Here is a 15903-nt window from a genome sequence, read left to right as displayed (position 1 = left end):
TTTTATAAATTAATTACAGCTTGGCTAATTACTTGGCCAATGCGGTGGCTGTACTTGCGCTCATCACCCACTTTGTAATACTCAATGGGCAAGCCATAAGTGCTATTAAACCCTTGAATAGTCGGTTGGCCTTTACCATCTGGGTACACCGTGGCCTCTAATTTAAGCTCTATTTGGTCGCCGGGCTGCAAGCCGAACTCAGTCAAAAATGCATTATAATTTATTTCTGCTTGCCACCCTGTTCGTGAAGGCTGAAGCATCCATATCGCATCTACTAATATGGGGGAACTAAGGGGAATTTGTTTAAATTCTCTATGCTTTGTATAACGTGACATTTTAAGTTGTATTATTTTTGCATATTTTTCAGCTGCTTCAACATTATAACCTCGATAAGGTGCAATCATATTTGCGCTTGTTGGATTAACTACTCGCCAATAGAGCTTTGTATCGACGCCTTCTTTTACCGCAGCAACTGGCGTGGATAAACCAATTGAAATAGTTTTAGCTAAGTTGCTTGCAACCAGTTTTGTATAGGGCTTGTAAAGTGCATTATAGACATCGAGTAATGCTAAGTCAGGGCGGTTTAGCCACTGAGCGGCTCTTACACTGGAAGAACCATCATTAATAAAGGCAGCTTTCCCCCATGGGCATGCATGAAGCCATGCCTCAACCTCTGCTTCGCTAAAGTAATAAATAAGCCCTGCCGCAATAAGAACTATCACTAAGCCGGCAATACCAAATACAGCTATCAAGGCTGACGCCCCTTTGGTAATGATTGCAATACCTGATGCGGCCGTCATGCTTAAAAAGCCTAAAGCCATAATAGAATTTGCTGTCGCAAGGCCTATATTACCTTTGTTATATTCATTAACCGCATCCCTCACGGCCACATATGTACTTATTGCGCCTGCGAGGAACGTCGCTGCATTAGCGGCATAAGATAACGCTACCTTCGCAGAGGTAACACTGAGCCTTCCTCTTAGTATTTTTTTAGTAAACTCACTAGCAGGCACTTTGTTTCTAGAGAAAAGTTTCAACTGTCCAGAGCTTGGCATACCATAACGACGCTCTACCAAATCTTTACCAATATTCACCATAACATCTAACAAATCAGCATACGCTGACGTTTTATCCATTAAACTAACGCCATCACCAGTTATAACTGTATAAAAGTTAATGGCCTCTAGCCCAGAAACAAACGGCAAAACACCAATACTGGCTGTGCCAACTTTGCCCACTTGCTGCTTACCCAATGCTGCTTGCGCGTATTTTTTGAGGGATTTATTATGATCTTTATACCCAGTTAAATCCCAGTTAGTTTTAAGCTGAGCAGTTTCAAAAGCCTCTAAACCATCTTCAAGCCTCTTCTCTACTGCTTCCAATGCAGCTAACTTGTTTTTATCAAGCGCAACCATTTTTTTTATCACTTTTTTCTTGGCGCTGTCTGCTTGGTAGTATTGCTTAGTAACCATAGCTTCTAATTCATTTAAAGAGCCATCTAAACTTGTAATAAGATCTAAACGCGCGGGTATCGTTACTTTATCGTTGACTTTAAGTTTAACAATGGGCCGCGTTCCGCCATTGCCTGGGTAACTACCTTGGCTCAGTGCTTCATCGATTCCTTCGGTTATTTTATTAAATTCTAAAATTCTTTGTTCGGCACGCTTAGAACGGCTGTCAAAATTAAGCGGGACGACTGAATCAGGTAAGTTACCTTCATAGTAGTCATTAACATCAATATCAATCTCAACAAGTAAACCATCAGAAACCATATGCGCGAGATGCATTATTTTTTGATAGGGGTTATACGACATCGCAACTGACTTAATACGCGCCTCACTATTAAGCATGTCTAAACCCACACTTTTTAGTGTTGATAAATGCGCACGTGTTACACTACCTTTTGTTTTTGCTTGTTTAAGGAGTGTTTTATAGTGCTCTAGTTCTTTGTTTCTTTGTTTAAGTTGCCTGTTTAATTGCTCGGTAATGTCACCGCCATCTATACCTTGGTTACGCGCTTCTTGAATTAGCTTGTTACGTGACATTTCAAAGTTTTTAATTTCACTTTGTTTATTTTTTATCTGTATTTCTAAATCTTTTGTTTGCCGCTCAAGTTTATTACTTTCTCGCTGTAAGCTAGATTGCTTTTGCATGCGGGCAGTAAACACATCTTTAATTGTTCCGCCACCTTGAGACATAGAATAAGTGGCAGATGGTACTTCCATAATAATATTAAAGAAGCCCCATACAGCTTGGCTACTACGCCTAAATACTTGCGTTAAATCGCCTTCTATATAACCATTAAGTTGATCATCTTGCTTCTCCAAAGCCTTAAATTCATCAATAGAAAAATCAACATTTTTAGGATCTTCTTCATCTCGAAAACACTTATATTCAGTTAAATTAGGCTTACTATTGGTTTCATCAGGGAATAGTAACTTATGTAGTTTCAACAAATTTGAACGGTCACTGTTATCCTCTGGGTGTGTACCTAACACTTTTAAGATTATATGTTGCCCTAGGTCATTACTGTCGATTTGCTTAAGCTTTTGCGCGTCTTGGTCATACACTACACTTGAGCGAAGCAAGTCTGCCGTTAAATCTTTTAGAGGGGCTAATACGTCACACATAAGTTGATATATGTCGAGTCGTCGGTTACCTGAGTAGTATGCATAGTCTCTTGCACATTGATAAAAGCAAGAAGCAGTCTCTTCATCCTCTATAAGGTCTTTTACATTGGCTCTTAGCTCATTGATATACTCACCAAGCACAAGCACTTTTTCTGTTGCTAGAAACTTTCTGAACGCTGCTTTATCAAATTTATTTTCTACCCACTTTTTATAATCATTAGCAATGTCCTGTTCTTGTTCAGAAACACTGTCTTCACCATATGTTGCTAATTTGTCAGACACCGATTGCGGAAAAGCAAAAAAGGTTTGTTGAACAAACGATGCTAATTCAAGTTCACCTCGCTGCTCTTTTGAGAGCTCATCAACACTCGAAACCGTTTGTCCATTTGCTACTTGCTCTATCGGTAGTGAACTAATCACTGAGCGAGTGAGCGTGATATCTGCAGCGGCTTGTCTTACTTTTCCTATTGCGTCAGGTATAACGGGGCAATAGACTCCAGCTTTATTCACCACATCGAGTGCAACATGCTGAGGTAACTGATTACTATTATAGCCTTGCTCAAAATCACCAAGCTTATCTAACGTAAACAATCTGTTGCTTCGAAGCTCTATTGCATCAGCATTATTCTCACCTGGCTTAACAGGCTCTCCATAGTTTAACCTTGGATCTTCAGGATTAAACCCTCCAAATAATTGAATCTGTTTCCACGACCACTGGATTTCAGAAAAAGCAATTTGTACTTGGCAGTTACTTCCATTGAGCTTATTTGGTACAATAATGGTTTTAAGTGTTTCACCAGTCGCCTCACGAAAACCTTTATTTGTTTTCCAAGTAAGAGCGCCTTTTTGCCAAGCAAGGTTAACATCATTAAAACGCGTAACGCTTTCTTTGGTCGTTACCTTAAGCTCACGCCATAAATGACCGTCAACAAAAATGTATAAAAAGCCATCTCTTAAGTTCGTTGTATGATCGTCAATTTCATCTGCAGGGTGGGCATATCTAATTGGGAATATATGAACTAACTCAATATCAGCTGTACTATCACTTTCCTCTTTAGCACCTACCTGATATAACGGGATTTTATAGTAGCCTTTACTGCTTCTATTTACAGGTTCATCTTTAATCATGAGTGATACATTTTTTACACCATCTGATTGGCGTTCAAAAACAAGCTCTCTATGCGCATTTTTTTCATCAATTTTATCTGCTACATTTAGATCACTCATACAATTGACACTCCATCTTCATCTAACTTTTCTGATCCTGATATTTTTATGACTATTTTTTTACCGGCTTGCTGGTCAGCCAAACTATCCCTCATTTCTACACTCAATCCTCTTGGTGATGCGCCACCTGATTGCGCTAGCGGCATAGGCGGGGTGTTTTTTGAGTTTGAAATCATTGGGTCGCCTTGGCGAACAGCGGGTTTCCCTTCAATGAGTACATTAAATGAGCCCATAATAAATTCTGCTTTTCCATCGTTTGTACCGCTTATTATGCCTTTTTTGTTACCCGGCTTGTCGCCTTTACTCTTTGAAAAGTTACTTTTGATGTTAGCCGCGCCATTTCCGTTAATTTTTACTGACCCGGCAACACTTGCTACATCACTAGCTGCCGCCATATTTGGATAAGGTATTGGGATAACACTTGGGCCAACCGTTGTTAAACATACATCTATGGTACTTAGTTTACCGCCGCTACTTTGGTGCACTGCAGTGCGGCCATTAATCAATACATTTTGCCCTGATACTGTGGCTACTTGCGCTGCTTGCGATTGCGCATCTTTAGTTAACTGTTCTTGATTGCCGGCTTGCCACCCTAAATGACTCGACACTAAGTCTAAAAATGCTTGGGCATTAGTAATAGGTTTATTAACATCCATACTCGTTTGTGGCTCGTTCCACGGCAAAATAGGTTCGTTTTTTTCATCATCCCATTGTGGTGGTGGAATTATATAGTCTGGAATAAATACATTAACCATTTCGCCAAGTGTTTTATCGCGGTATTTGGGGCGTGCTATTTCAGCTAAAAATGCCGCATCTCCACTGGCTCGGTCTTCAAAAATAGCGACATTGCTGGCTTTACCTAATGCGCCGTTACTTCGAGCACTATTATTAAGCCCTAATAGTGTTGGGTTGTTGTGTCGCCATGTTAACGATCCACCTGAGCGCACATCGGCGGTTAGCGCGTCGATGTCGTACTGAACACTGCCTGTTTGTTTACCTGCGGCTGCATTAATGTATGTCATGAATTTTCACTCCTTGAAATTTTTATTAGTTGCTCATTGGGTGAATTAAATAATAAAAATACATGCTGTAACCCTTCATTTAGTGGGTTATTTAAATAGCTATTTGCAAGCACAAACCCCGCTGGATCGTTTGCAACGCCTTGATGGCCAATAGTATTATTTAAGTTGGCGAGCTCTATTAATTCGTCTTCTGGGCTATACAATGCTTGTGTATTAGCAAACCATTTTTTTTGCCATGCTAACGACTCCTTTCCTGCAAATAGGTAAGTATCATTAACACAAGCCTCGGCTTGGTTGAGCTGTTCGTTTAATTCGCCATTATAAAGGTGTGCACTAAGGGTGCCTTGTAAATGGGTAAGTAATACACATCCACCTTCACCATTAATAATGCCTGGCGGGCCGTTTAACACTTGCACCACGTTATTTTTTGCTTGATGGCTTACGTATTGGTAGCTAACGCAAGAGTCGAGTGCAATTATAAGTGTATCGGGCGCTATGCTTTTTAAATCAAGCGTTGTAGTTTGTTCAAAATCAGGGACTTGCTGCGAAATCACCTCAGCTAAAAGCTCACTGAGTGTATCGTCACTTATTACTGGGTTGTTTAACTCATCCTGTGGTAATACAAACACTATTTGACTTATACGGGATGTTTTTCTAAGTGTTGTAATATCAATATTTTCGAGCAGCTGGCTTAATAACAATAAGCACTTGGTTTGCCTATCAAGCTGAGCAAGCTCTTCTATTTCTACCATTATGTAGGGGGCATCTAAGCTTATATCACACCGTATTAATGCTTTACTCGGTTTAGAAAACAACATTTGGTTTGCAACAGCTGTATATAGGCTGCTTGGTGTACACCCTGTAGCATTTATATGGCAAAGTACATCAAACTTCATTGTTAGCTTCCCTTTTTGCCACGACTAACTGGCTATTTGCGCCTACGTGTATTGCGTCAATATAACCGCGCCATAACAAAGAAAAACTTTGCGCGTCAGAATCAATCACCAACGTATCGCAGCGCAAGTTAATTGTATGTCTGTTTAATGTGTTAACTAGCTGAACAATAGGCTCTTCAAATGGAAGCTCAACTCGCTGATGCTGCCCATATTCTTGTAACGGGTATAACCCTGAAAGTGAAAACGCCCACCCTTGTGTAAACTCTTTTTTTACTCGCTGATCTAAAGGTGCCATATTGTTAAAATGTTCATCAAGCACTGTTTTAAAAGGATAATTGCCTGCCATAAGTGCTTTTTTATCAATGTCGGGCATAAGTTCGATACGCGGTGACCAATGTGATGGTATAGCTGAAAAACTTGCAACTGAGGTAGTATGACTCGGTTTACGAAGTAGTTGATTTGCGTATTCAATGCAAGGTAATTGCTGCCCTTTTGCTTGTTTGTTTTTAAGCTTAAATCCTCTCCCTATCGGATTTTCAAGCAGATAATTAGACTCATCGTTAAGATCTTTTCCACCAAAAGCATTGCTGTAATTAATGGGTGTAGGCTCAATAATATTCGGATCAGTTGCAACAGGCCCAAGTAAAGAGCGCTTCCAAAAGCGTGCGCCAGTTACACGTAAACGCTTTTTAAATAGTGGCTGCGTTTTATCATGAAGGCCAAGCTCTACTTCAATTACTCGCGCTTGTTTGGCTTTAGGCGGGTAAGCTGTAAAGTCGCCATACACTTCAAATCCATGCTTAAAGGCGACTTGTTCGTCTACTTCTCTAAGTGGTGTATATGCGGGGTCGCCATCGTAGTCATCGGCTACAACAATATCGGGTCCGGGCTCGTTTGGTGTTACATTGCCTTTTTCGTCAAATTCAAAGCTTTGTTTTACGACAACCACTTTAGCCAGCGTACGGTCACTCAACCAACCATCAAAAAAACTAGCCTGCCAAGGAGAAAAATTATTCAGCACTTGGGCTCTCCGCTATAACGCTTTGCCATTGTTTGGCGCTCAGTAATACATGGTACAAACCACAGGCTTTTTGCAGTGGATAATGTGGTGCTACAGCACGTTGCACAACTTCACCTGCAAGTATTTTTAATTTTTGTTTTGCATTACTGCACACAAAGCTAATGCCGTTTAATAATTGATCCCCTGGGACAAGTGCAAACGCTTGCCTTGCATGCTCTGCATCGTCAAGGTTTATGCCGCTGTGTACGTTTTTTTCGTTATTTGATTCTACTACAGTTACTTTTTTTGCTTGGGCAAGCGCTCTGTTAGTAATAATTAGCCATGCTGCGTAAGCTGGTTTTTGAGTTACCCCATGCGCCATTAAATTTATAAATAAAGGCAATGCGCGCTTATATACAAAGTGGCTTAGTACATGTTGGCAAAGCCCGGGGTTAGCTTTACAAAAAAGTAGGCAAGGTTCATCCCAGCGCGGATCGTTAGTAAGCCCTGCTAGGGCAAGTAATTTTGCTTTTTTGTCGTCATCATTTGTTTTGGCAAATACTTTAAACAGCATGTCAGATACGTTACTTGTTTTATTACAATAGGCATTCACGAGTGCTGCATAAGCAATATCAAAGTTAGCATGTAGCATGGCACTATTTAGCTCTGTTTCACTCAATTGCTGTGAAAAAAGTAAAGTAATCGCGGTACTATCAAGCTCTTCTTTTTCGTTGAGTACACTATTGCGCAGTGCTTTATTATCATCTAACTGCCAATAATCAAGTAAGTGCTGTAATACACTGTAATAACTTAAATGTTTGTTCGACTTTAAAGCTAAAAAAGTTTCGCCGCTGTTAAGTTCACTTTTTAAATTAAGACTTTGCAGCAATAGCGTGTAGATACTGTGATGCTCGGGGTTTTCTGTCGCAAAGGCAATAAATTCATTAAGTGCTAATTGACTGACTTGTGTTAAATTTTTGCCTGTAAAGTAATCTGTGGGGGCATCACTTTTTAAATCGCTGAGCGTATATAAATGATTTAGTAATTGGCTTTCAATTACATTGAGTCGAGCAAGCGGGTAAACGCCTTGCGCTTGCAACTTTTGTTTGTGTTTTAATAAAGTAGTTAAACGCTGCTGATGCTGCTTAACTTTAGCGACTTGAGCAAACATAGTGTTAATTAAGCCTAATTGGCCAGCCAGCCAAGGTAAGATCTTGCTCGCTATTGGCTGTTATATCTCGCCCTTCGAGCACTATGGTGCCGTCGGCAAATACTTCTATCGTCCCTTTAGCCGTTTGAAGGCTAATACTTTGCTGCGCTTCAATAGTTATGTGGCCTTGACTATTTTTAATGAGTGCAGCGGGCGCTTGATCTTCACTTGCAAGTAGCCCTGTTACTATAAAGCCTTGTGCAGTGTGGGTAAGTAGTACTGTGTCGCCCACTTGACATGGTGTTATGTGCGCCGCTTGTGCTACAACACTCTGTTCGTCGTTATTTATTGTAACGCCTTTAACTCGGCCAAATTCATCAACTTTACTTACAGGTGCAAGTTGCTGATCGTGATTAAATATACTTTTAACTTTAGCGTTCATTAAATTACTCCTTTAACTTAGTTGTTACTAATTGCACTGCCTTTAATTGCTATATTAGTGGCACTTAACGTTATATTAGTGGCATCAATTGTAAGGTTACCCGCAGCATCAATTTCTATACTTGCACCACCTTGGCTTAACTGAATTGAGCCTTGCCCATTTGCTTTTATAGTAATATTTTTACCACTGTTTAATTCTAAATCACCTTGAGGTGCTTGTAGCTCAAGGTTGCCGTCTACCGAGTAAACGCTAATATCTTGTCGTGCTTGCATTTTAAGCTCATCAGTTGCTGTGAGCTCTAAGTTACCGTCAGTCGCTTGAATACGACTATTTGAGGCTGAGTTTAGAGTTAAATCCGCAGCCGAGGTAACTGTAATATCTCCCTCGCGGGTTTGAATTTGCAGATTGTTTTCTACTCGGGTTGTAAAATTATTAGCGACTGTAAAATTTGCGTCGTTCTCGGCAACAAACTGTAGGTTTTCTTTCGCTGAAATTTTAACATCACCATCAACAGACTTTAACATTGCCTGGTGCGCACCATTTGTTGCATCGAGTATTAATTGGTTTTTATTGTTTTTATTGGCAAGGCTTATCTTCTCTTCGCCTTTTTTGTCATCCATTACAAAGCTGTGTCCAGCTTTAGTTACTAATTTGTTTTCAGTTGGGTTTTCGCTTGTAACAGGGTTTGGTGCATTTTCATTATAAAGCGCGCCTAAAATTATAGGCCTGTCTAAATCACCATTTTCACCACAAACGAGCACTTCTGTACCTTGAGTTAGTGGAAAATGCATACCGTGCCCGCTGCCGCCGTAAGGTTGCATTAAACGTGTAGGACGGCTTTCTTGGCCTTCTCCATCTTGATTAAACGGTAGTTTTACTACGTAGTTACCTTTGTCATCAATTTCTTGCTCAATTAATGCATTAAACGTAGCAAATACACGTCTCGCTGGCATTAATGGGGCTTTATAAGGCTGGTTAACACTAATTAAATAAGCTTGGTTTTTATACGTTAAGCCCTTTACATTAGAGCCGTATTCAACCGAGGCACTTTGGCTACCTTTGTGCTCTACACGCGTCACTAAATACTGACCATCATGCTCTGGGTGGTCATAAATATTTAAACGCATACCAGGGCGAAGCGCCCTGCAGTCTGTGTCTATTATTATTTGCTCACGTTGGCAATCAAACGCTTGCTGTCTGATAGTTGCTAAGTCTTGCCCTTCGTTTGATTGCCCGTAATTATCACCGTAATGACTATCTTCACCAAAACCAATAACTGACGCACTGTTATTTTTTGAAACTTGCAAATTACCCGGAGCTTGGTAGTTGTAATCATCTAAGTGTGTACTTTGCGGAAATAATTGGGCCTGCCTGCTTATAGCAAAAATTGACTCACTCGTTCTTACTTGCCCAGAAGGTGGTACATAGCTTAGGTTTATTTCATCAAACTCTTGCGCTATACCATTAGAATCATTGCAAATATACAATGTACATTCACCACCCGTTTGCTCTACAAAGCTGTACACAAAACCGTGCTTACGCATTAAGCGTGTTACAAATTCGTAATCAGTTTCGTTGTATTGCACGGTCATATCGAGCATGGTTGAGCTTGCTTGTACATTTAACTTTTGCGCAGGGAAACCTGCTTTTTCAAACACACTCAAAATGATTTTACCTGCATCCATAGCAGTAAATACACGGTTAGAATGCTGATGCTTAAGTAATGTTAAATGAGAACTCATGATCAAAGTATAGTGATACCCCTGATGACTTTGACCATGCGCTATAAAACCACTAATTAACCCTGAAATAGTACGATCTAACATTGACCACACTAGTGATAACGATACATCTTTGCCTATTAGCATTTCAGATGTTAGATGCTCAGGGCTCAATACTTGGATTTTAAATTCATAGTCTTCACATAAACGATCGTCCCTAGACTCAAAGTCAGTTACATAGACCATTCCGTCAGGCATGCCCTGTATAGCAACACTAAAGTGACTCTTATTGGCCTTGAGCTCGTTAAATATGTCCATGAATCCCATTTTTACATCCTTTTATTTAAGCGTTATCTGCAAATGTCGCCGTAATTTCGTCTTGTTCGTCAACGGCCAGCGTTAAAATATCAGGCATGTCTTCTTCTGCCATAAACTCTAAAATTGATTTAGCGATACCAGGAAGTATTTGCTGCTCTATAACCGCGTTCACCATACGTGCACCACTATCTGAAAGCGTACACTGAGTAGTCAGTTTTTCTAAAACACTGGCATCTACTCGTAGCTGCATCTTGTGGTTTTCGTGCAAACGTGTGGCAATGGCTTCAAGTTTCAAGCTGACGATAGACTGTAGAGCTTCAGAATCAAGCGCTAAGTAAGGTATAACTTGCATACGGGCAAGTAAAGCAGGCGCAAAAAAAGCAAGTAACTGCGGCTTAATTAAATCAGTAAGTGCACCGATTGATGGTACTTTCCAAGGCGTTCCGTCTTCATTTATAGGTGCTTGCGTTGGATTTAGCGCTTCGTTAATAGCTGCTTCTTGCTCGCTTTGCTGTACTTGTTCTTCCTCGTCATCTTGAGGACTTAGGTCTATAACTGTAGGCGGTGTACATGCATCGATTAACTCTGCTGAGCCTAAATTAGATGTCATGATAATTACAGTATTTTTAAAGTCTATTTCACGTCCTTCACCGTCACGCATCGTGCCACGCTCAAACACTTGGTAAAACATGTTCATTACATCTTTGTGCGCTTTTTCAACTTCATCAAGTAAAATTACTGAATATGGACGCTGTCTTACCGCTTCGGTTAACACACCACCTTCACCATAGCCAACGTACCCTGGTGGTGAACCTTTAAGTTGCGATACGGTGTGCGACTCTTGATATTCGCTCATGTTAATTGTCGTTAAGAACTTATCGCCACCAAATAACTGTTTTGCTAAACAACGCGCCGTTTCTGTTTTACCCACGCCCGATGGACCAGCTAGTAAAAATACGCCTAGCGGGCCTTCATCGTTGCTTACGCCGGCTTTACTCACTCTTAGTGTTTGCGCTATTTTAGCGAGTCCAGCCTGCTGCCCTATAACTTCTTGGCTAATTGTGGCTTCAAGATTAATTAAATTACTAATCTGATCTTTTACCATGGCCCCTACAGGCACACCGGTCCACTGTGAAATAATTTGCGCAACAGCATCGGCGTCTACTTCACTAAATAAGCCGTTGTCTTGTGTATTTTGCTCTTTTAGTGATTGGCGAAGTGTCAGCAATGATTCGCTATCAAGCTCTTGATCAGTTGCCTGCTTTATCTCGTTAATTTGACTCAAAGTCGAAATTTGAGATTCACGCGAGTGAGTAAGTTGTGCCAATTTATTTTGTGCAATAACCAGCTCTTCAACTAAATGGGTAAGCTTATCTTTATCAACAACTAAACCTTGCCCTAGCTCTACATTGAGGCTATTGATTCTGGTTTCTAAATAATTAATGTGCTCGCGCTCAGACTCAATGGCAGCGGGGTCTGTAGCAAACGACATACGTACTCTTGCCGCTGCGGTGTCTAATACATCAATAGCTTTGTCTGGTAATTGGCGGCCTGTTATATAGCGCGACGATAAAACAACAGCAGCTTCTATAGCGTCATCCGTAATTTGAATATTATGATGCTCTTGATATTTATCTTTTAAGCCTGCAAGCATTAATTGAGCCGCTTGCTCTGTTGGCTCATCCACTTTAATAAGCTGAAAACGGCGCTCTAGAGCGGCATCACGTTCAAAATACTTTTTATACTCGCTCCATGTTGTTGCCGCAACGGTTCTTAATTCTCCGCGTGCTAATGCTGGCTTTAATAAATTTGCCGCATCACTCATGCCCGCATCGCCACCGGCACCAATTAAAGTGTGCGCTTCATCGATAAACATAATTATTGGCGTTGTTGAATTTTTAACTTCGTCGATCACTGTTTTTAAGCGGCGCTCAAACTCACCTTTAACGCCGGCACCTGCTTGCAATAACCCCATATCAAGCACCAATAAGCGTACGCCTTGCAGGTCACTTGGTACTTGGCCATCAATTATACGCTGGGCAAAACCTTCAACGACTGCTGTTTTACCTACACCTGGGTCACCCACTAAAATAGGGTTATTTTTTCTTCGACGGCATAACACATCGACCATCATACGAATTTCGTCATTACGACCGAGAACCGGGTCGATTTTACCCTGTTTTGCTTTTTCAGTTAAATCTTCACAGTACTCATCAAGCGCAGCTGTACCGTGCGATGAATCTGTTTGATTTGCAGACTTTGATTTAGCTACTGGGTTTAAACGCTCTGAAGATTGCTGACAAATTTTATCTAAATTTTCAGCTAAAAAGCGTGAATCTATTTTATCTAGTAAAGCAGGTAGTTGAAGTACAGGGCTGTAAGGTAATAACTCTGTTAATGAATCAATAAGCGCAGCACCTGTTATAAAATCACTTTTATGCTGAACATTAGCACTTAACCATGCACGCTCTAGCCATTCGTATAAACGACGAGAAAATGTAGGCTTACTTTGATTACCGGCAGGCTGTCTATTTAAAAAGTCTAATAGCTCATGCCATACTTTGTCTTGATTAATATTAAAGAAATGAAAAATGTGCTCAAGGTCACCATTACTTCCTTCTTCCATTAACTTAATAAGTAAATGCTCAGGAAGCACTTCAAAATGACTACGACTACTCGCAAACCCAGCTGCTGATTCAAGTGCTGTTGCGGTGTGGCCATTTAATTTATCTATGAGTTGTTTTATGCCTTTAGCATCCATTTTTTTATCCTTAATTCCTTAGTGTTTATACTGTTGATGGCTGTAGCTATGTGTTGTTGTATTTGCAGCTGCGGCCCCTAAATATGAATTATGTCCAAGTACTAGCGGTTGCTGACCTAAAGCTTGTTCGGCAACAGCCTCATTAGCTACTTTTATTTGGCAAACCCACTCTACATTACTTGGTAAATGCGCAGTCAGAAGTGCAGCCATTTTTATACCTTCTTCGCTTCTTGGCGTTAAACTCATGGCTGTATCACTATTAACTGGACCTATATCTATTGTTAAAATACTTCCGCTAACTAATACCTTCGTGCCAAGTACTGCAGAGCTGCCTAAAACCATTTGGTTTTCTTCGCCGATTGAACTTGGTGTATCTATTTTTTGCCAATTTGCTCGTGTGTCGTCAACTTTTAGCGTGTCTATATTTAAACTATGTTTAAGAAGCTGCGCTAAGCCAGCAGCGCTAGTTTGCTTTAAACTTGCAATACCACACTGAATTTTTTGATCAGTTTTTCCCAGTAAAATAGATTCAACTAACCCATCAAATTGGCTCGCGCCTCTGCCTGCTATATTAATTTGCGACTTTTTCCAGGCCTGAAAAAGTTGGCAATAAAGTACATGATTAAATATATCTAAAAACTGACGAACGCGGTCACCGCTTTGCTCATCACTTGCTGCTTGCTCTAATACATAGTGTGGCATGGGTGCATCTACACCATACAAACCTAAAAAAGAGGTCGATAAGCTTAATCTTCCTCTGCCATCATTCTCTAATACACATTCGCGTACATCAGTAGCCGGAAAACCAAGCTCTTTAAAAGGTTTAAAAACAACTCTGTTACTAATCCCTTGCTCTAGCTCTTGAGGTGCGGCCCAATGTTTTTCTATTAAGCTCATCGCTTTAAATAAGTTAAACCGCCAAGGCTGCTCAATAAGTAGTTCTATTGGCGCGGGTAACTTAGACCAAACTGGGTGCGCATGATTTTTATCAGCGTAACTCATAGCTGATAACTCTTACCCGGTTCAATATCCCAACTCCACGATTTATAACTAGGAATTGCATTAACACGCGTTTGTACGCTTTCATTTATAGGGGCATACATTAAAAAGAATTCATGTAATACATTACAAAAATGATATAAATCAGCATCACCAACAAATTTACTTTCATCAATATCAATAAGTACATCAACACCTTTGATAAATATTCCGCGTTTAATTTGGCTGATCGGCGTTGCTGTTATTTTTAAAATGCTTTCAATTCGTAATCGATTCTCAGCTTTATTAGACCAATCAAATAACACTAGTAATCTTTTTAGTTCTGTAACTTGCGTAATTTGTGAAAACTTTACATTTAATAAGCTAATAAGCTGCCAGTGTTTTGGCTGACTTGGACATGCTAAATAATTAGTTGGCCGTATAACATTTTTAACCTCAACGATGCTCGGCATGTCTTTTCCGCCTTCGTTCAAGTCTCCCTCTTGCAAAAGCTGACGAGGCCAACCGGCATTAAAAGAGGTTAAATCAACTGATAGAGTTTCTTTTTCATCTTCTAAATTAAAAGGAAGCTGTAAATAATGAGTCGGGGCTGCTGCACCTACGTCTTTTGTGAGCACAGTAAATAGCTTTTTTTCGTCTTCAAATACGCTTTGATAACGAGGAGTGTAATCATACGATTGCCCGGTTATAGAGTTTCGACCTGCAACTGCATCTACCGTATAACTAAAAACGTGGTCAAAACGTGCCTGATCTGCACTTATCATATAATCAGTTCTGTTTGGCTCTATTTTAATTGGCTCTGCAGCTTGGCTAAATAAATTAACTGCTGGCACGCAATTGATTAAAATGTTCTCTTTACTTAACTGATGACCCGGCGGTAATTTATTATCACCCCTAAATACGATTTCAAAACGGTCAATATGTTCAGGAAACTCTTCGTCTTTTAAACCATCAAATGTTAAAAAATAAAACCTATCTTTTGCATTAAAATAATCAAGTAATAGTGCATATCCAGGATGGCTTTTAGCTGCACTAGGGAGTAAAGCGCCATCTATATCTAAATAAGTAGCGCTGCAACCTTTTGCTTTTAACTTTTTGTTGAACTCAAAATGGTTAGCACCAAAATCAAGTTCTGCTTGTTTATTAGGTGTTTTTAATAATTGAAATAAAGCACTGCATAATGGTGTATCGCCACGTAAATAAAAGTTTAGTTTAGATAAATCAAAATTACTGCGTTCACCTTGGCATACAAACTTAAGCCCTATTCGTAGCTCTGCACCTAAGTGCGACTCTTGATATCGAACATGCTCAACATCTAATGGGACAACGTCTAAACCGTGAGTTGTGCTAAAAATTATTTTTTTATTATCGGCCTTTGCTTTAGGCGGATTAAGCTGTAAACCTTTTGAAATGGAATGTGTTTTTTGCATAGCCAATTTAGGCTTAAATTGCACCACAGTACTAGAAGGATAATAACTTAGGAGTATTGGACACAGTTGACGCAGCACTTGCTCTGAAACTTCAGGTACTGACTCATCTAAACGCTTTTGAGTATGGGCAGTTAAATACGCTACGCCTTCTAATAAGCGCTCAATATGAGGGTCTCTATCTTTTAATGCATCAATGTTAAGCATTCCTGCATGCTCAGGATAAAACTGAGCAAACTGCTTACCAGCTTGGGTTAACAAGCGCATTTGTGCATCAAAATATTGCTGCATTCATCAATCCTTTAAATAA

The 15903-nt window shown here is 40.0% G+C and carries 10 protein-coding genes; all 10 read right to left on the bottom strand.

Features of this window, described 5'->3' with window-relative positions; all coding sequences use genetic code 11:
* Positions 1-2: 2 nt before the first annotated feature.
* The 10 genes from I6F47_RS06260 to tssF are packed head-to-tail and all read right to left on the bottom strand — an operon-like array spanning position 3 to position 15884.
* On the bottom strand, positions 3-3857 hold the full coding sequence (locus I6F47_RS06260) for a toxin VasX (RefSeq protein ID WP_197183535.1): 3855 nt from the start codon (positions 3855-3857) through the stop codon (positions 3-5).
* Positions 3854-4879 (bottom strand): DUF4150 domain-containing protein, encoded by a 1026-nt coding sequence (locus I6F47_RS06255; RefSeq protein WP_197183534.1) that lies wholly within the window; start codon positions 4877-4879, stop codon positions 3854-3856. The genes I6F47_RS06260 and I6F47_RS06255 overlap by 4 nt, the downstream gene beginning before the upstream one ends.
* Complete coding sequence (locus tag I6F47_RS06250) at positions 4876-5775, bottom strand: hypothetical protein (protein WP_165721753.1); 900 nt, start codon at positions 5773-5775, stop codon at positions 4876-4878. Before I6F47_RS06250 ends, I6F47_RS06255 begins: the two co-directional genes overlap by 4 nt.
* Positions 5765-6796 carry a DUF2169 family type VI secretion system accessory protein gene (locus I6F47_RS06245; RefSeq protein WP_197183533.1) on the bottom strand — a complete coding sequence of 344 codons (1032 nt, stop codon included), beginning with the start codon at positions 6794-6796 and terminating at the stop codon, positions 5765-5767. The genes I6F47_RS06250 and I6F47_RS06245 overlap by 11 nt, the downstream gene beginning before the upstream one ends.
* Positions 6786-7946, bottom strand: a complete 1161-nt coding sequence (locus I6F47_RS06240; RefSeq protein WP_197183532.1) for a hypothetical protein — start codon at positions 7944-7946, stop codon at positions 6786-6788. The genes I6F47_RS06245 and I6F47_RS06240 overlap by 11 nt, the downstream gene beginning before the upstream one ends.
* A 4-nt stretch (positions 7947-7950) precedes the next feature.
* A complete protein-coding gene (locus tag I6F47_RS06235; protein WP_182692323.1) occupies positions 7951-8367 on the bottom strand; it encodes a hypothetical protein in 417 nt (138 codons plus the stop codon).
* A 17-nt stretch (positions 8368-8384) separates the two neighbouring features.
* Complete coding sequence (locus I6F47_RS06230; protein ID WP_197183671.1) at positions 8385-10406, bottom strand: type VI secretion system Vgr family protein; 2022 nt, start codon at positions 10404-10406, stop codon at positions 8385-8387.
* A gap of 25 nt (positions 10407-10431) precedes the next feature.
* Positions 10432-13167, bottom strand: coding sequence for a type VI secretion system ATPase TssH (tssH, locus tag I6F47_RS06225; RefSeq protein WP_101163515.1), 2736 nt, complete (start codon positions 13165-13167; stop codon positions 10432-10434).
* Positions 13168-13185: 18 nt separating this feature from the next.
* Positions 13186-14169, bottom strand: coding sequence for a type VI secretion system baseplate subunit TssG (gene tssG, locus I6F47_RS06220; protein WP_007584475.1), 984 nt, complete (start codon positions 14167-14169; stop codon positions 13186-13188).
* Complete coding sequence (tssF, locus tag I6F47_RS06215; RefSeq protein WP_165721758.1) at positions 14166-15884, bottom strand: type VI secretion system baseplate subunit TssF; 1719 nt, start codon at positions 15882-15884, stop codon at positions 14166-14168. The genes tssG and tssF overlap by 4 nt, the downstream gene beginning before the upstream one ends.
* Between the last annotated feature and the right edge of the window lie 19 nt (positions 15885-15903).

Origin of the sequence: Pseudoalteromonas sp. NZS37 (assembly GCF_015864265.1) — a bacterium.
Lineage (GTDB): Bacteria > Pseudomonadota > Gammaproteobacteria > Enterobacterales > Alteromonadaceae > Pseudoalteromonas > Pseudoalteromonas arctica.
The sequence above is the reverse complement of the archived record's forward strand: the minus strand, read 5'-3'. Positions and strand labels throughout refer to the sequence as shown.

Excerpts from the sequence above, each read along its gene's own strand:
- I6F47_RS06260 (WP_197183535.1), bottom strand. The coding sequence starts at position 3,857 with ATGAGTGATCTAAATGTAGCAGATAAAATTGATGAAAAAAATGCGCAT.
- I6F47_RS06255 (WP_197183534.1), bottom strand. The coding sequence starts at position 4,879 with ATGACATACATTAATGCAGCCGCAGGTAAACAAACAGGCAGTGTTCAG.
- I6F47_RS06250 (WP_165721753.1), bottom strand. The coding sequence starts at position 5,775 with ATGAAGTTTGATGTACTTTGCCATATAAATGCTACAGGGTGTACACCA.
- I6F47_RS06240 (WP_197183532.1), bottom strand. The coding sequence starts at position 7,946 with ATGTTTGCTCAAGTCGCTAAAGTTAAGCAGCATCAGCAGCGTTTAACT.
- I6F47_RS06235 (WP_182692323.1), bottom strand. The coding sequence starts at position 8,367 with ATGAACGCTAAAGTTAAAAGTATATTTAATCACGATCAGCAACTTGCA.
- I6F47_RS06230 (WP_197183671.1), bottom strand. The coding sequence starts at position 10,406 with ATGGACATATTTAACGAGCTCAAGGCCAATAAGAGTCACTTTAGTGTT.
- tssH (WP_101163515.1), bottom strand. The coding sequence starts at position 13,167 with ATGGATGCTAAAGGCATAAAACAACTCATAGATAAATTAAATGGCCAC.
- tssG (WP_007584475.1), bottom strand. The coding sequence starts at position 14,169 with ATGAGTTACGCTGATAAAAATCATGCGCACCCAGTTTGGTCTAAGTTA.
- tssF (WP_165721758.1), bottom strand. The coding sequence starts at position 15,884 with ATGCAGCAATATTTTGATGCACAAATGCGCTTGTTAACCCAAGCTGGT.